The organism is Fibrobacter sp. UWB12, from assembly GCF_900142485.1.
In the GTDB taxonomy this organism is placed as follows: Bacteria; Fibrobacterota; Fibrobacteria; order Fibrobacterales; family Fibrobacteraceae; genus Fibrobacter.
Window position 1 is genome coordinate 301030 of record NZ_FRAZ01000004.1, and the last position, 17434, is coordinate 318463.

A 17434-nucleotide genomic window follows, 5' to 3' on the forward strand; every position below is an offset into this window, starting at 1 on the left:
TTATGGAACAAATCGTTATAAACAATTTAATCGAAGAATCCCAAAATTTTCTTTTCAAAAGGGCCAAGATAGACGACAAAATCGGACTGGAAGCCGCCAAGTTTGCCGTACACGATATTCCCAAACCTTTGGGCAAATTCGAAAAAAGCAAATCACCCTTAATCCACTGGATTAAGGATGCAGTCAAGCATGGCAACTCCGAAACGAACGACTTTTTAAAAGCAATTGAGCCGGCACTTCCCTATTTGCCTTGGAAATACAATTACGAGCCTCGCCCCGATATGGCCGGTATCGAAAATCAACTGGGATGGGGAGAAATTCTCGGCCCAGAAGCGCCGTATCGTGACGAGCAATTTTGTTTTGGATTTACGCTCCTTGGGAAAAATACCTTTTACCCATCACACCAGCACCCCGCTACAGAGCTTTACGTTGTACTTTCTGGGCACGCCATTTGGACTCTCGACGGACATTCCCAAATACGAGGCCCAGGGGATTTCATTCTGCATCCATCAAACCACATCCATTCCATGCAAACCGAGAACGAACCCATGCTCGCCCTTTACACCTGGAGCGGCAAAGACGTCAAAACGCTCTCGAAATATGTGTAATATTGCACTTTCATTTTTACTTTACGCATTCGTCTCGGGGATTACCCCAGGGCCCGCGAATCTCTGTTCTCTCTCGGTAGCGATGGGGAGCGGGAAAAGCGTAGCGATAAAGCAATGGTACGGCATTTTTACAGGTTACACAATAGTCTCGCTAGTATCCGTTTTTATCGTTTATTTTATCAGTAGCGTCTTTGAAAATTTCATCAAGGTATTCTCATTCGTTGGCGCAACCTACATTGCATATTTGGCAATCAGCCTTATAATTCAAGCGTTCAAGCCCCTTAAAGAAATCCGTAACAACAGCATAACCGGCAGTTTCCGCACCGGGCTCTTTGTGCAACTCACAAACGTCAAAATCATGGTGTTCTGCCTCACGGCAATCACGACCTACATGCTCCCCTACCACCAAGATTTCCCGCATTTATTCTTTCTCGGCTTACTTTTGCCGCTTACAGGCCCCATTTGCAATTTGGCATGGCTTTTCGCAGGCGTTCTATTGCAAGGGCTTTTCAAAAAGCACCACAGAATTTTCTACACGCTTATGGGATTCTCGCTACTGTATTGCGCCATTGGGATTGTGAAATAGTAGTCTGATATAGCATTTCCTTTTTGAAGTAACAAATTATTGACAATAAAATACTACAATCATTCTCAGCAAGAAGGAATTTCACTATAAATCTGCATTTTTTCAAGACAGTTTTTACGGTGGCGTTGGTGGCGGGCGCGGGTTGTTTTTTTCGGTTGCTCTTCGAAGAGGGCTCCCGAGGTTGAGAACAACACGCTTGTCAATGTGTCTTACGATCCAACGCGTGAATTCTATTCCAATTACAATCATATTTTCATGAAGCATTGGAAAGAGACGACCGGCAAAGATGTGAAGATTACGCAGTTTCATGGCGGTTCGGGCAAGCAGGCGCTTGAGGTGGTGAACGGGCTTGAGGCGGATGTGGTCACGCTCGCGCTGGAATACGATGTGAACATTGTCCGTGACGCAGGGCTTATTGAAAACGGCTAGGTCAAGGAATTTCCGCGCAACAGCGCTCCTTACACTTCGACGATAGTGTTTCTCGTGCGCAAGGGGAATCCCAAGAAAATCAAGGACTGGAACGATCTCGTCAAGGATGGCATCGGCATCATGCCGACGGCGCCATTTTTGACCAGATTTACGAGAAAACTACCGCACGATAACGCGACGCGCTTCGTTACCAACTCGCAAGAGGTACATGCCCGCACGAGGAACTGTAATCGAGTTTTCGCTACCCAAAGACTGAACTTTTGTAATCAGCCTTCCCTGAGCATCCAGGAGATACGCCGCCTGCGTAGCACCTTGTACGGTAAGCACTCGACCGTCGACAGAGACATTGAAATGCGGAGCAACCGTAGCGACATCCAACGAAGTCGTGCCCTGCTCCATATTTTCACCAACAACCGTAATCGTTCCGTTCTTGGTTGCATTTGTCGTAGCTCCGGTTGTCGTCACGGTAAAGTTGTACGCCCCCACTTCAGCATTTTGAGCGACCGTACCTGAGATATAAAAATCACTACCCTTCATTGTCCCCACAATACCATCGGGGAGTCCCGTAACAGTCGCACCCGTGGCGCCAGCAACGGTAAAGTAAAATTCTTCGATAGATTCACCTTGCTTGACTTGTTGCTTAGCGCTACCCGAGCCGTGCTTAGTAAGCGTCGCCGTTCCAGAAACAACCTCCCCCTGCGAGGAACTAGATACAGCCTGCGAGGAGCTGGACTGCGCGACACTGCTACTGGATTTCGCAACACTTGAACTAGACACAGCCACGCTGGAACTAGACGCTGCTTCGCTAGAAGATGATGCGGGCGTTACCGTCTGAGTTTTTCCCGGATCAGGGAGTGTTGCGCCAGCATACAACTTAATGGAATCGCGCAAAGCGTAAGCTTTTGCCTGCGTACTCACATCAGTCAAGCTCATAGAATAAGGTGGCGTAAATGCGGTTCCCATACCCGCCTGTTGCTTTTTCACATTTTCTTCGTAGTTGCTAATCATTTGCGCCGCCGTAATGGCTCCATCGCTCGTGTACAAGTCAAGCGCCTTCTGCACGCCAATGAACACGTTCCTTTCGATGCGGATGTCCGCCTCGACTGCTGCACGCACGCAATAGCTCGCATTCTTGCTATCGAAGAGGTTGTTCGCCACATGTACCTTGCCAAAACGCACACGCGGCATGCGTTCCACCACGCCGTCAGCCCACCACGTATGGTGAATCGTGACATTTAGGTGCCCACGGTCGCTCGTCTTTGTCTTGCTGTTGCCAATCAGGTTGCTGAACTGATGACCACTGGATGCCGAAGTGTAGCTGAACTTGGTCCACGAAATCGTCACAAAGTCCGAGGCGTTAGTAATATCCAAGTTGCCGTCGTGACCGTCATACACGTCGACATGGTCAATCCACACGTTCTTGGATTCGTGATTCACTTGGAGGCAATCTTCATCATCGTCATCGTGCGCACCCACACCCTTGAATTTCAGGTTGCGGATGATGACGTTCTTCGAACCGCTCAGTTTCATGGCACTGCCCGAAGTAGGCTGCGCGATAATGGCGCCCTGGTAACCGTAAATCGTCACGTTGCTACCGACTTCCACCGGGCCCATGTAAGTCCCCGGCTTCACGTAGATAATCTTATTGCCCGCCTTGGCATGAGTTTTGAGGTCGTTCACGTTGTCGACCGTGACCTCGGAATACCCCTTGCCGCCCGTAGTGCCGCCATTCTGCGTGGCAAAACCCGCCATCGGAAAATCAGGCGATGTCACAGCAAACGCAGGAATCGCAGCCGTTGCCACAGCCATAGCCGCAAATGTTGCTACAGCACCAATCGATTTAGAGAACAAATAATTCATAAAACATCCCTTTTTTCCATTAATTTAAGCCGAAGTACTGAGAAAAAATCCAAAAAAGAGAACCTCACAACTCAAAGTGTCCTCTATAGACAACTCCAAAACTCCTACTAAAACAGTATTTTATTGGAACGCGCCTTAAATTTTTCTACAATTGGCGTAGAGGAATTATGAGCGAAGACATTTTGCAAAAAATCGTGCGCATGCGCCGCGAGGACATCGACAGACTCGGATTGAATTTCAATATTGATATTCCCAAGGCTCGTCGCGTTGGTCATACAGAATTTTTGGGGAACGCAGGTGCCATCCTTGAGGTCAAGAGGGCTTCGCCATCCAAGGGAGACATCGCGCCGGACCTGAATCCGGTGGAACTCGCCACGACTTATGCCGAAGCTCACGCTCAAGCGGTCTCCGTGCTGACCGAAATGAACTTTTTCAAGGGTTCGCTCCGAGACCTGATTGCCGTCGCGGACTTGATGGAACGCCGCCGTCAGCAGGGCTTGCACACTTGCGCTGTTCTCCGCAAAGATTTCCTTTTATTTGAAGACGAAATTGACATCGCTTATCGCTGCGGTGCCGATGCAGTACTTTTGATTGCAAGAATTTTAGATGACGCACAGCTCGTAAAGATGGCACAGCGCGCACAGAAGTTCGGCATCCAGGCTTTCGTTGAAGTCCGTGAAGCTGACGATTTCCGCAAGCTCTCCGTTGTGACGGACGCTCTCGGTGTTGCAGCCGCCAAGACGATTGTCGCAGGAGTGAATTCGCGCGACCTCGCCACGTTCCATACGGACCCGCTGATTCCCGCAAGCGTCCGCAGCAAGCTCCCCGCCAAAGCCGTTTTTGAATCAGGCATTTTGAGTGCCGCCGATGCGACATACGCCCGCAATCTCGGATTCACGGGAATTCTCGTCGGGGAAGCCGTTGCCAAGAATCCGCCGCTCGCCAAAGACGTGGTCAGCGCCTTCGAAAGCGGATGCGAAAACGCCCGCGGGCAGTTCTGGAAAAAGTTCGCTGAACGCAAGTTTGCCAATAACGAGACTCGCGCAACCTCATCACAAGAAGCGCGCCGTCCCATGGTCAAAATCTGCGGCATCACCCGCGAAGAAGACTGCCTCCTCGCCGCCGAACTCGGCGCAGACATGCTCGGTTTCGTGTTCAGCACCACCAAGAGACTCACCACCGAAGAATTCGTGCGCAGATTCCATAGATTGCTTCGCTCCGCTCGCAATGACGTAGCTCCACTTCTCGTTGGCGTGATTACCGACCCCAATTCCGTCGAAGGCAAAACCGCTATCAAGCTTGCCCAAGAAGGCGTGCTCGACGCCGTACAGTTCCACGGCGTTGATCCGCACAAATCCATCGACGATGCATCCAGTAATGCCCTCCCCTACTACTGCGCAGCACGCGTAGGCGCCCCCGAAGACTTCGATTACGTCGCAGGCCTCCGCAAGAACGGCGAACCCCGCATTTTGCTGGACGCCAAAGTCGAAGGCATCCCAGGTGGCACCGGCAAGACCATCCCCGAATCGCTCCTCCGCGAAAAAGCAAGCGGTTCCCCACTCTGGCTCGCTGGCGGCATCACCCCTGAAAACGTAGCCACCCTCTGCGATAAATTCCACCCCGAACTCATCGACGTTTCAAGCGGCATCGAAGACGCCCCCGGCATCAAGAATCACGACAAGATGAAAGCGCTGTTTGCAGCAATCGCCGCAAAATAACATTCAAAAAAAATGCGATTAAAACAAAACGCCTATCCACAAAGATAGGCTTTTTCTATACAGCACCAAAATCGTACCAAAAATTTACAAAAAAGTTATCGTAACCTATTGACAATCAACGAATTACAGTGTATATTGATATACGTAAAGGTGAAATCGGTAATCCACTCAGACCGCTTGCGGGAGGGGTTCCCGTAAAACGGAACGGATCTGCTGGTTTCATCAAGTGTTTGATAAAATGGCTTCCGAGCGTTATCGGAAGCCTATTTTTATATCAAATTTTTTCCTATTCCCTTGCCAAATTTATCGTGGCTTCCTAAATTTTATGACATGAAGATGAATGCAGTAATCCGTTTCAACCGTTGGTGGTGGGGCTCTACGAAATAGAGTCCGGTTTGCTGATTTCATCAAGTGTTTGTAAAAGGCTTTCGGGACTCTCCGGAAGCCGATTTTTTTTGGTTTCTGGACTCGAAGGTTTTTCAACAAGCATAGAGACTTTAACCCTTAACTAGATCCTTCGACTTCGGGCTCCGCCCATCGCTCAGGATGACAGAACAACAATGACCTCTACAACTTCTAACAACGGTTTCTTTGACAAGTTCGGCGGCAAGTACGTTGCCGAAATCATCCGCCGCCCGCTCGACGACCTCGAAGCGGCATTCAACAAGTACATCCACGATCCGGAATTTCTCGAAGAGCTCCGCATCATCCAGCGCGACTACATCGGTCGTGAAACGCCGCTGTACTTTGCCCCGACGGCAACCAAGCTTTTGGGCGGTGCGCAGATTTACATCAAGCTCGAAGGTCTCGCCAACACAGGCGCCCACAAGATTAACAACGCTATCGGTCAGTGCCTTTTGGCCAAGAAGATGGGCAAGACCCGCATCATCGCCGAAACGGGTGCCGGTCAGCACGGCCTCGCCACTGCAGCCGCTTGCGCAAAGCTCGGCCTCGAATGCGTGGTGTACATGGGTGAAGTGGACGTCCGTCGTCAGCAGCCGAACGTGGCCACCATGGAAATGTACGGAGCAAAGGTCGTACCGGTCACAAGCGGTAGCCGCACGCTCAAGGACGCCGTAAACGAAGCCATGCGCGACTGGGCAACAAACTTCCAGAACACGCACTATGTGCTCGGTTCCGCACTCGGCCCTGCCCCGTTCCCGGATATCGTTCGCACGTTCCAGTCCATCATCGGTGAAGAAGTCAAGCGCCAAGCCGCAGAACGCAACATCGACATCGCAGCCGTTGTCGCTTGCGTGGGTGGCGGTAGCAACTCCATCGGCGTGTTCACGCCGTTTATCGAAGACAAGAATGTACGATTGATCGGTGCAGAAGCTGGTGGCGTCGGCCCGAACGTCGGCGAAAACGCAGCCCGCATGACGGGTAACGCTAGCCGCGAAGGCATCGTACAGGGTTACAAGAGCCGCTTCCTCATTGACGAAGACGGTCAATCCATGCCGACGCGCTCCATTTCGGCAGGTCTCGACTACATGGGCATTGGTCCGCAACTCGCCGCTCTCGGTGAATCTGGTCGCGTGGAATTCACGGCTATTCTCGACAAGGAAGCTCTTGAAGCCGTCAAGTTCTTCGCTAGGAACGAAGGCATTTTGTTCGCACTCGAAAGCGCTCACGCCGGTGCAGCAGCCATGAAGATTGCGAAGGAACTCCCGAAGGACAAGGCTCTCGTTATCAACATGAGTGGCCGTGGCGACAAGGACATCTTTATCACAAGCCCGGTGTTCCGCCCCGAAAAGTGGAAGGAATTCCTCAAGGCCGAACTTGTTCGCCTCGAAAATAACGAAGACATCCACGACGCCGAAATTATGACAAGGAAGTAATCACCATGAATTTAATGTCTCATCTTATTGCGGGTTTTCCTGACGCTGAAACTTCTATCGCCATTGCCGACGCACTTGTGAAGGGTGGCGCGAACATTCTTGAAATCCAGCTGGCCTTCAGCGACCCGAGCGCAGACGGTCCGGCCATCCAGACGGCCTCCACCATCGCTCTCGAAAAGGGCTATTCCACTAAGCAGGGCCTCGCCATCGTGAAGCAGATTCACGAACGCCACCCCGAAACGCCGATCTACATCATGACTTACGGCTCCCTCGCCTTTACTCCGGGCGTCGAAAACTTCGTCAAGATGTGCAAGGACGCAGGCGTTTCTGCTTGCATCATTCCGGACCTTCCGTTCGACCATGACGAAGGCCTCACCGAAGCTTGCAAGAAGCACGGTCTCGAAAACATTCCGGTTGCCGCACCGAGCATGACCAAGGAACGCCTCGAAACGATGGCTTCCGCAGGCTTCAAGTACATCTACGCAGCACTCCGCGCGGGCACAACTGGCAGCGAAACGACGATTGACCAGGCGACGCTCGACTTTATCGACACAGTCGGTAAGCATGGTGCCAAGGTTCTCGGCGGCTTCGGCATCCGCAATGGCGAACAGTCCAAGGTGCTCTCTAAGCATGTGTACGCCGTAGTCGCGGGTTCCGTGTTCGTGAATATAGTGCTCAGCAACGCAGACACCGCCGAAGGCCGCGCAAAAGCCATCGCCGAAATCGAAGCCAAGGCCAAGGAAATCGCCGGGAAGTAACCTGCACGCATTTTCGTGTACATTCCGCGAGCATCCTGGAATGCGCTTTTTTAGCATTTCGCAAAAAGAGGTCGTTTTTCACCGGCCTCTTTTTTCGTACAAACTTTTTTCACAATTTGCAACTTATTTTCACTATTTGTAAGGGGGCGTTGCGGGGGTGTCCCCCGCAGTGAGGGTAGTGTAAGACTTGCCCTAGACCCATTCGACTCCGTGCTTTGCACTTCGCTCAGGGTGACACAATGTACGCACGGAATGACACAGGGCAAGGCTGGAGCGAGGGGGAGCCCTCCCCCCTTTTTATGCTAAAATTTCTATCTTTACGCTCGAAAATTTCACGAGGTAACTATGCTTTTTAATTTCGACATGATCCAGGCCACATACGCCCGCATTCCTGCACGCGTTGCTGTTGCCCGCAAGCAGCTTGGCCGCCCGCTCACTCTCGCCGAGAAGATTCTCTACAGCCACCTGATCGATGGCGCAGAAAACAGAACTTACAAGCGCGGTGCTGATTTTGCCGAATTTCACCCGGACCGCGTTGCCATGCAAGACGCAACCGCCCAGATGGCCCTCCTCCAGTTCACGACTGCAGGCAAGTCCCGCGTGGCAGTACCCAGCTCCGTGCACTGCGACCACTTGATTATCGCTCGCGAAGGTGTCGAAAAGGACCTTCCGCGCGCCAAGGAAGAAAGCAAAGAAGTGTACGACTTCTTGCAGTCCGTCTCTGCCAAGTACGGCATTGACTGCTGGCTCCCGGGTGCAGGCATCATCCACCAGGTGGTACTCGAAAACTATGCTTTCCCGGGCGGAATGATGATTGGTACCGACTCCCACACCGTGAACGCTGGCGGTCTCGGCATGCTCGCGATTGGCGTGGGCGGTGCAGACGCCGTGGACGCCATGGTCGGTCTCCCGTGGGAACTCAAGTACCCGAAGATGATCGGCGTGAAGCTCACTGGCAAGCTCCAGGGCTTCGCAACGGCTAAGGACATCATCCTCAAGCTCGCAGGCATCCTCACTGTTAAGGGTGGCACGAACGCTATTATCGAATACTTTGGCGAAGGCGCACGCAGCCTCTCCGCTACTGGCAAGGCAACGATTGCCAACATGGGTGCCGAAGTGGGCGCCACCTGCTCCACCTTCAGCTACGACGATTCCATGAGCCGTTACCTCCGCGCTACTGGCCGTGCCGACGTCGCTGACGCAGCCGACAAGATTGCTGCCGACCTCAAGGCAGACCCGGAAGTTGAAGCCGAACCGGAAAAGTATTTTGACCGCGTTGTAGAAATCGACCTCAACACGCTCATCCCGCATTACAACGGCCCGTTCAGCCCGGACCGTGCATTCGCCGTGACCGACATGGCAGAATCCCTCAAGGCTACCGAAACGAAGCCGGAATCTACGCCGGTCGTGAGCGCCGCCCTCATCGGTTCTTGCACGAACTCCAGCTACGAAGACCTCTTCATGGCAGCCAACATGATTAAGCAGGCTCTCGCCAAGGGTCTCACCCCGAAGTGCCCGCTCCTCATCAACCCGGGTTCCGAACAAGTTCGCTACACTGCTGAACGCGATGGCCTCATTGACTTGTTCAAGCAGTTCGGTGCAACGATCATGACAAACGCTTGCGGTCCTTGCATTGGCCGCTGGGACCGTGCCGGCGCCGACAAGAAGGAACTCAACACCATCGTCCACAGCTTTAACCGCAACTTTGCAAAGCGCGCCGATGGCAACCCGAACACGCACGCCTTCGTGGCTTCCCCGCTCATGGCCGTGATTGCCGCCCTCTCTGGCGACATCCGCTTCAACCCGATGACCGACACCCTCGTCAATAACGAAGGCAAGGCCGTGAAGCTCGACCCGCCGGAACAGTGCGAACTCCCGCCGAAGGGCTTCGAAGTCAAGGACGCTGGCTACCAGGCTCCGGCAGAAGACGGTTCCAACATCACCGTTTCCATCAACCCGGAAAGCAAGCGCCTCCAGGCTCTCGCTCCGTTCGATGCATGGGACGGCAAGGACATCGCCGGTGCCCCGCTCCTCATCAAGGCCAAGGGCAAGTGCACCACCGACCACATTTCTATGGCTGGTCCGTGGCTCAACTACCGCGGTCATCTCGAAAACATTTCGAACAACATGCTCATCGGCGCCGTAAACGCTTTCAACGGCGAAACGAACAAGGTCCTCTGCCAGTGCGGTGAATACAAGGAAGTCCCCGAACTTGCGAAGATTTACAAGGCCAAGGGCACGGGCTCCATCGTCATCGGTGACGAAAACTACGGTGAAGGCTCCAGCCGCGAACATGCCGCCATGGAACCGCGCTTCCTCGGCGTGAAGGCCGTGATCGTGAAGAGCTTCGCCCGCATTCACGAAACGAACCTCAAGAAGCAGGGCATGCTCGCCCTCACCTTCAAGAACGCCGCCGACTACGACAAGATCCAGGAACAGGATGTGTTCGATATCACAGGTCTCACCAAGTTCGCCCCGGGTTCCGAGTTCACGCTCGTCGCCCACCACAAAGACGGCTCAGTCGATAACATCGCCCTCAGCCACACCTACAACGAACAGCAGTGGGCATGGTTCAAGGCCGGTTCCGCCCTCAACTTGATCCGCGCCAACAACAAATAACATACACTCGACAAGTCCGCAACTTGCGCTAGGCAAGGCGAATTTCTCAAAAAAGTCCTCACGCGAGTGAGGGCTTTTTTTGCTTTTTTTCAAAAAAAGTCTATATTTTCCTCATAAGGAGCAATGTATGAAGAATCGCAATAAGCCTATTCATAAAAGCCTTATTGTCGGAAGCGCTGTCTTTGTCGCATTTTTGTGTTTTATACTTTCAATCCAATCCTATCTTACTTACTCCAAGTCACTCTACAAACGTTATGACGACAAACTTGACAATATTCTGAATTACATTACAAACCAGATTGACATGGACGACCTTTACCAGTGTACCCTCACTGGGCAAAAAAGCGAAAAATATGAAAAGGTCCAAACATTGCTCAACGGCATGGTCGATGATTTCGAATTGTTCTACCTGTACTCTTTATTCGTCCGCAACGATTCCATGTACAACATTTGCTCTGCCACGAGCAACGAGGAACGCGCCCGTGGCGAAGAGGATATGAAGCTCCTAGAAACAACCGATGCCTACCAACCAGCTGAAATTCAAAAATTCGCTAGAGCCATTAAAGAAGAAAAAACTTCTTACTTTGAAGAAGATTCCGACTGGGGAGCAGCCTACACCGCATGCAAACCTTACGTGAATTCCGTCGGAGTCCATTTCGGTGTCATTTGCGCCGACATTTCTATTGCAGAACTGCACAAGACCGTCAATCACTATGTTATTTATAACGTTCTTTTAACGCTGTGCTTGGGAATCCTTTTTGGCCTTATCCTGATTATTTGGCTACGTCATAACGTTACAGGCCCCATCCTTGCACTCGAAAGAAGCGCACGCCATTTCGCAGAAAAAAGCCGCGAAAACAAGACCCCCGAAGAACTCGTTTTCGATGATCCCGATATCCATACGAACAACGAAGTCGAATCTTTGGCAAATGCGATTTCACAAATGTCACAAGACATGCGCAACTATGTCCGGGGACTTTTAACAGCCGAAGCCAAAGCCCGTTCTGCCCAGGAACAGGCTCAAGGCATGACAATTCTCGCTTTCAAAGACGCCTTGACTCATGTCAATAGTAAAATCGCTTACGACAAGATGAAGGATACACTTCAAGAACAAATCAACAGCGGTTCAGCCACATTCGCAATAGTCATGATCGACATCAACGACCTCAAGAATGTGAACGACACTTATGGTCATGATTGCGGGGACAAGTACATTTCCGGATCATGCAATATCATTTGTACAACATACAAACATTCCCCCGTTTACAGAATCGGAGGCGATGAATTCGTAGTCATATTGCGCAACACCGATTACGAAAACAGAAACAAGTTACTCAAAGAAACCGAAAAAGAATTCAAGAAAAGCATGAGCAACACAGAAGGCCTGCCTTGGGAACGCTATTCAGCCGCAGTCGGCATGTCCGAATATCAAAGCGGAGATAGCGTCGAAGATGTTTTCAAGCGCGCCGACGAATCCATGTACGAAAAGAAAGCGAAAATAAAAAAAGGACAAAAGTAAAAGCCCCTAGCGTAACATTTTTCAAAGTTGCCATATTTCGAGTAATAACTAAATTTAATGCGATAACAATAAAAAACGGATTCATTTAAATTCTAGGAAAATAGAAATGGCAAACAATCGTGAAAACTGGGGTTCCAAACTCGGGGTTATCCTCGCAGTCGCCGGTTCCGCAGTCGGTCTTGGCAATTTCCTTCGATTCCCTGTGCAAGCAGCTACAAACGGCGGCGGCGCATTCATCATCCCTTACCTCATTGCGTTTGTGTTCCTCGGAATTCCGCTCGCCTGGATTGAATGGACGCTTGGCCGTTACGCAGGCTACCACAATTACGGCACCTCCCCAAGTACCTACCATATCATTTTCCAGAAAAAGAAGAAGTGGGCAAAGTACCTGGGTTCGCTCGGACTTCTCCCCCCGATTTTCATCATTTTCTATTACGGATTTATCCAGTCCTGGATTTTGGCATTCGCGTTCTACTCCGCAACCGGTACGTTGATGGAAGTAGTCGCGCAGGGTCCTGCAAAGATGACGGAATTCTTTAGCAACTACATTATGCTCAAGACTTGCGTCGGCGGCATCCCGGTCGCCATCATCTTCTTCCTCATTACGTTCATCGCGAACATGATTGTGCTTTCGTTCGGCGTGCGCAAGGGCATTGAACGCGCGAACAAAATTTGCATGCCGATCCTCTTGATTTTAGGCCTCGTGCTTGTGGTCCGCGTGCTCACGCTCCCGGGCATCGGCAAGGGTCTCGCATTCATGTGGAATCCAGATTTCTCGGAACTCGCTAGTCCGAAGGTGTGGATGGCCGCTGCAGGCCAGGTGTTCTTCACGATGAGCCTTGGCATGGCAATTATTTTCTGCTACGCAAGCTACCTCAAGCCGAAAGAGGACCTCGTGCTTTCTTCGCTCACGGCAAGTGCAACGAACGGCTTCGCCGAGGTGATTATTGGTGGTACGGTTGTGATTCCGATGGCCGTGCTTATCGCAGGCGCAAACATCGAAGAATGTGCCAAGCTCGGTACGTTCGGTCTTGGATTCCAGACCATGCCTTACGTTTTCGGCACGCTCCCGTTCGGTGGAGTGCTTCAAACAGTTTGGTTCACGATGCTCTTCTTTGCAGGCATTACAAGCGCTATTTCCATCATCCAGCCGCTCATCAGTTTCTGCGAAGACGACCTCAAGTTTACGCGTAAAAAGTCTGTTACGACGGTCAGCACGATTACCTTTATCGGTAGCCTCACCGCTATTTTCGGCCTCGCCGCAGGCACGGTTGATGAACTCGACTTCTGGGGCGGTATGTACCTCATCGTGTTCGTGGGCATGATCCAGGCCGTACTCTTTAGCCTCGTGCTCGGACGCCGCAAGGCCAAGGAAGCCCAGGCAAATGGAGACCTCCCTGCCGAAGTTGTTGTGGAACCGGGCGAAAACGAAGCTTTTGCCACCATGAACGACGGCTCACTCCTCAAGCTTCCGCGCTTCCTCCGCCCGATAATTCTTTACGTGTGCCCGATTTACCTGATAGTGCTTCTGATTTCGTTCACGGCAACAGACGGTCTCCCGTTCATCACGCTCAGCAACGTGGACCCGAATGCAACAGTCGAATTTCTCGGCCACACATTCCCAAAAATCGGATTCACATGGGCATTCCGCGGATTCTTATTGGTTCTGTTCTTGCTCTTGAACCTCGCCATCGCCTACGCCTGGCGCAAGGGTGGCCCCGCTGAAAAAGGGCGCAGCAAGAGCATCAAGAAGATGGAAATCGGTAACTCTGACGAAAATATGGAGGGCTAAAAATGGACGCTGAATTCACAACTGGCGGACTCGTATTCATGATTTGCTCTTGGAGCGCCATTACGGGCCTCTGCGCATTCTGCTTCTACAAAGTGTTCAAGAAGTAGGTGTTAGTCAATAGTCTTTAGTCAATGGTCATCAGCCATTGGTCGTTAGTATCATGCCCGCCACCGCGCGGGCATTTCCTTTTTTATCCCCACCAATCATTACTATATTTACCTCACATTTTTAAACAATTTTTCATACCTAACAACGATTATATGAAACGCACAACCTGTCCTGGCGAAGTTCCCTATTACATTGCTGTATTTTTTAGTTCATTCATGCAACTGGGGTTATTCATCCATTTTCAACGCTGGATAACCTTCAACTCCGAAGGCACACGATTCTTCTGGTTAAGCCTACTGCTCCAGTTCGCCATGTTCTCGCCGAGCATCATCATGATGCATGTGGCAAGCTATTTTGCCGGACGTTTCCCCAAAAGCAAGGTCATGGGTTGGAGTTCCGCTGGCATGGCCTTATCCGTGTTGCTCATCGCATTTTTCTTTGGCGACAGGCTCGACTTTGGCGCATTTGCATTGCTCTTCTTGTACGGCATTTTCCTCGCGATTTTCAGCCCCGCTAAAATCGGTCTCATGAAAGAAATCACCGACGGGAACGACCTGGTGAAGATCAACGCCAAGCACTTGATTTTCATGGCGCTCGGCATCACGATTATATCCTTCCTCACGTTTGACTACAGTCCGAACGACAGCTCGACCATTAGCTACACACTCCTCCCCTTTATCCTTTCTGCTGTAGGTCTCGTCTCTGCCATTTCTTCATTCTGCATCCGCATCAGCAAACAGAATAAGTTCGTCAAGCTCCGCTCCCCCATGCGCAATTTCTCTTCGACCTGGTCAAACCCGATGCTCAAGCTCTCGATGCTCGGCATTGCAGCCTTCTGGAGCGTAACGCAGTTCCTCATCATGATTTCGCAGAACATGACGGGTACGCAAAGCACAACGCTTTTCCAGTGGACATTCATCTTCACCGGAATCGGCTACATCATTGGCGCCATCAGTGCCGCAAAGTCTTCCAAGAACTTCGTGGAAACAGGCCTTATCCCGCTTGCCGCCATTGCGTCTTCCATCACGATGATTATAACGCCATTCATCAATAACCAGTACGTCCTTGCGTTCCTCTACGCATTCATCGCCTTCTGGGCAGGCTCCGCATTCGTCATCCTCCGCACGGTCATCCAAAACGTCACACGCCCAGACACATCTGGCCGCATCCACGCCGTTTCGTTCATGATCCAGATGAGCTTCTTGTTCATCTTACTTGGCTTCCAGGTCATCCTCTTCCTCATGACCGAACTCAGCCTCCACAAACAGCTATTCTTCCTCGCTGTGATCCTCGCCCTCACGTTCGTGTTCACGCTCAAACGCACCCCGATGACGCTCCTCCGCGCTGGGCTCCGCTTTGCATTCTCATACGTGTTCCGCTACAAGGTCAAGGTCCACGGCATCCAGAATATGCCCGAATCTGGTCCGCTCCTTTTGGTCGGTCCGCACTACAGCTTTATTGACTGGGCTGTGCTCCAGATGGCAAGCCCGCGCCCGCTTCTCATCGCAAGCAACCGCAACACCTTTGCCGACTGGTATTTGCGCTGGTTCGCACACGGCAAGTCCGTCATCGACATCAACCGCCGCGACCCAAGTGAAGCGATGGAAAAAATCCACGAAGCGCTCCTCAAAGGCGAGGCAGTCGTGATTTTCCCCGAAGGCGAAGTATCAAAGACTCCATTTGTATCCAAGTTCTCGCTCGATTACACAAAGGCTATTGAAGGCACCGAAGCCCAAATCGTCCCGTTCTACATACAAGGTCTTTGGGGCAGCCGCTACAGCCACGCCTCCGAATGCGTAAACCGCCCGCAGTATTTCAACCGAGTCATCAGCGTAGGTTTCGGCAAGGCTCTCCCCGCCACCACGCCCGAAAACGTGATCCGCAAGGACTTGCAGAACCTGGGAACCGACATCTGGAACATGGCGATGGACCATTCCGCAAGCATCATTCCGCTTTGGTACCGCGCCATGCGCAAGCGCCGTTCCCGCCCAATCTTGATTGACCCTGCCGGCCGCCACGTGAATGGTTACGAGATGATCCGCCTCTGCCACCACTTCAGCAAGAAAATCAAATCGCTCACCAAGAACGACCAGAACGTAGGCTTCATGCTCCCCACGAGCCGCGACGCCGCTCTCGGCATTATGTCTATTCTCGGCTGCGGAAAGACGACCGTCAACCTGAACTACACCTCGCCTGTAGACACGCTCATTGGTTGCATCGACAAGGCTGAACTTTCGACAATTGTCACGTCCCGAGCCTTCTTTGACAAGCTCTGCGGCAAGAACTCCGACTTCAAACAGCTTGCCGAAAAATGCCAGATGTTCTACATCGACGAAGAAGAACAGAAAATCAGCACATTCTGCCGTCTGCTCGAATCGTTCATCGTCTTAACGTTCCCCAAGAAACTTTTGAGAGACCTCTGGTTCACGACCGCAAAGCTGAGCGACGATGCTGTTATCTTGTTCAGCTCCGGTTCAGAAGGCACGCCGAAGGGTGTGGAACTCACGCACAAAAACGTCATTTCGAACGCCCAGCAAGGAGATCACGTCATCAGGCTTTGCCGCACCGACGTGATGACATCGCTCCTCCCGCTGTTCCATTCGTTTGGCTTTACGATGACGTTCATGATGCCGCTCCTCGACGGCGTGCCGATGGTGCTCTGCCCCGATCCCACCGACATCAAGACTCTTGCCCGTGTATGCGCCGAATACAAAGCAACCATCCTCATGGGCACTCCGACGTTCCTCCGCGCCATCGCCATCAACCGCTGGGTACACCCCATGTGCCTCGACTCTTTGCGCTACGTGATTGCCGGTGCCGAAAAGCTCCGCCCCGAAATGCGCGAGACCTTCAAGCTCAAGTTCGGCAAGGACATTTACGAAGGTTACGGTTGCACGGAACTCACGCCGCTTGCCACGCTCAACGCCCCGAACGTATTGCTCGACGACTTCTTGACGATGGAAAAGTGCTGCGACCACTCAAGCATCGGCATGGTTGTCCCAGGTTCAACAGGCGCAATCATCAACCCCGAAACAAACGAATTCCTCGCGCCGGGTGAAGAAGGCATGCTCGTCATCACAGGCCCGCAAGTCATGAAGGGCTACCTCCGCGATGAAGCTAAAACTGATGCCGTCATTTTTGAAGTCGATGGGCGTCGCTGGTACAAGACCGGAGACAAGTGTACCATCACCGAAGACGGCTTCGTCAAGATTCTCGGCCGCTACAGCCGCTTTGCAAAGCTCGGCGGCGAAATGATTTCGCTTACCGCCGTGGAACTCCGCATTGCAGAAACAGGCATCATGGGCGAACACGAATTCGCCATTACCGCCGTTCCGGATTCCGTCAAGGGCGAACGCATCGTGCTCCTTGTCAAGGGCGACGAAACGCTCGACACCGAAGAAATCTCGAGAAGCCTCCGCAAATCGGGCATTCCGCCGCTTATGCAGCCGGGTTCCGTGTTCTGCGTCGAAGCCATCCCGAAGCTCGGCAGTGGCAAGTGGGACTTCAACGGAATGAAGAAACTCGCCACGGAATTAGTCGAAAAGAAGTAATCGCCAACAATAGCCTTAAAATATACCCGCACGCAAAAACGTGCGGGC

The 17434-nt window shown here is 52.0% G+C and carries 10 protein-coding genes and 1 pseudogene; 10 read left to right on the forward strand and 1 reads right to left on the reverse strand.

What is annotated here, in order from left to right:
- The first annotated feature begins 2 nt into the window (after nt 1-2).
- From BUA34_RS08100 to BUA34_RS16275, 3 genes and pseudogenes are all read left to right on the forward strand, one after another.
- Nucleotides 3-608, forward strand: coding sequence for a dimethylsulfonioproprionate lyase family protein (locus BUA34_RS08100; protein ID WP_072828224.1), 606 nt, complete (start codon nt 3-5; stop codon nt 606-608).
- Nucleotides 601-1194, forward strand: a complete 594-nt coding sequence (locus BUA34_RS08105; protein WP_072828225.1) for a LysE family transporter — start codon at nt 601-603, stop codon at nt 1192-1194. Before BUA34_RS08100 ends, BUA34_RS08105 begins: the two co-directional genes overlap by 8 nt.
- Nucleotides 1195-1290: 96 nt before the next feature.
- A pseudogene (locus BUA34_RS16275) lies at nt 1291-1758 on the forward strand (sulfate ABC transporter substrate-binding protein); the annotation flags it as partial.
- Nucleotides 1759-1782: 24 nt separating this feature from the next.
- On the opposite strand, the gene BUA34_RS08115 reads toward BUA34_RS16275, so the two are convergent.
- A complete protein-coding gene (locus BUA34_RS08115) occupies nt 1783-3483 on the reverse strand; it encodes a pectate lyase family protein (RefSeq protein ID WP_072828226.1) in 1701 nt (566 codons plus the stop codon).
- A gap of 167 nt (nt 3484-3650) precedes the next feature.
- On the opposite strand from BUA34_RS08115, the gene BUA34_RS08120 reads away from it, so the two are divergent.
- From BUA34_RS08120 to BUA34_RS08150, 7 genes are all read left to right on the forward strand, one after another.
- Nucleotides 3651-5201, forward strand: a complete 1551-nt coding sequence (locus BUA34_RS08120) for a bifunctional indole-3-glycerol phosphate synthase/phosphoribosylanthranilate isomerase (protein ID WP_072828227.1) — start codon at nt 3651-3653, stop codon at nt 5199-5201.
- A 560-nt stretch (nt 5202-5761) separates the two neighbouring features.
- Nucleotides 5762-7039: a tryptophan synthase subunit beta gene (trpB, locus tag BUA34_RS08125; protein WP_012820023.1), complete on the forward strand. Its 1278-nt coding sequence runs from the start codon at nt 5762-5764 to the stop codon at nt 7037-7039.
- A gap of 5 nt (nt 7040-7044) precedes the next feature.
- Entirely contained in the window at nt 7045-7797 is a 753-nt protein-coding gene (gene trpA, locus BUA34_RS08130) for a tryptophan synthase subunit alpha (RefSeq protein WP_072828228.1), read from the forward strand.
- A gap of 345 nt (nt 7798-8142) precedes the next feature.
- On the forward strand, nt 8143-10416 hold the full coding sequence (locus BUA34_RS08135) for an aconitate hydratase (RefSeq protein ID WP_072828229.1): 2274 nt from the start codon (nt 8143-8145) through the stop codon (nt 10414-10416).
- A 127-nt stretch (nt 10417-10543) separates the two neighbouring features.
- Nucleotides 10544-11935, forward strand: a complete 1392-nt coding sequence (locus BUA34_RS08140; protein ID WP_072828230.1) for a GGDEF domain-containing protein — start codon at nt 10544-10546, stop codon at nt 11933-11935.
- Nucleotides 11936-12041: 106 nt separating this feature from the next.
- Nucleotides 12042-13727, forward strand: coding sequence for a sodium-dependent transporter (locus BUA34_RS08145; protein WP_072828231.1), 1686 nt, complete (start codon nt 12042-12044; stop codon nt 13725-13727).
- 260 nt (nt 13728-13987) lie between these two features.
- Complete coding sequence (locus BUA34_RS08150) at nt 13988-17386, forward strand: MFS transporter (RefSeq protein WP_072828232.1); 3399 nt, start codon at nt 13988-13990, stop codon at nt 17384-17386.
- Nucleotides 17387-17434 lie beyond the last annotated feature (48 nt).

Coding starts and splice junctions, on each gene's coding strand:
- BUA34_RS08100 (WP_072828224.1), top strand. CDS start 3: ATGGAACAAATCGTTATAAACAATTTAATCGAAGAATCCCAAAATTTT.
- BUA34_RS08105 (WP_072828225.1), top strand. CDS start 601: ATGTGTAATATTGCACTTTCATTTTTACTTTACGCATTCGTCTCGGGG.
- BUA34_RS08150 (WP_072828232.1), top strand. CDS start 13,988: ATGAAACGCACAACCTGTCCTGGCGAAGTTCCCTATTACATTGCTGTA.
- BUA34_RS08120 (WP_072828227.1), top strand. CDS start 3,651: ATGAGCGAAGACATTTTGCAAAAAATCGTGCGCATGCGCCGCGAGGAC.
- BUA34_RS08140 (WP_072828230.1), top strand. CDS start 10,544: ATGAAGAATCGCAATAAGCCTATTCATAAAAGCCTTATTGTCGGAAGC.
- BUA34_RS08145 (WP_072828231.1), top strand. CDS start 12,042: ATGGCAAACAATCGTGAAAACTGGGGTTCCAAACTCGGGGTTATCCTC.
- trpB (WP_012820023.1), top strand. CDS start 5,762: ATGACCTCTACAACTTCTAACAACGGTTTCTTTGACAAGTTCGGCGGC.
- BUA34_RS08115 (WP_072828226.1), bottom strand. CDS start 3,483: ATGAATTATTTGTTCTCTAAATCGATTGGTGCTGTAGCAACATTTGCG.
- trpA (WP_072828228.1), top strand. CDS start 7,045: ATGAATTTAATGTCTCATCTTATTGCGGGTTTTCCTGACGCTGAAACT.
- BUA34_RS08135 (WP_072828229.1), top strand. CDS start 8,143: ATGCTTTTTAATTTCGACATGATCCAGGCCACATACGCCCGCATTCCT.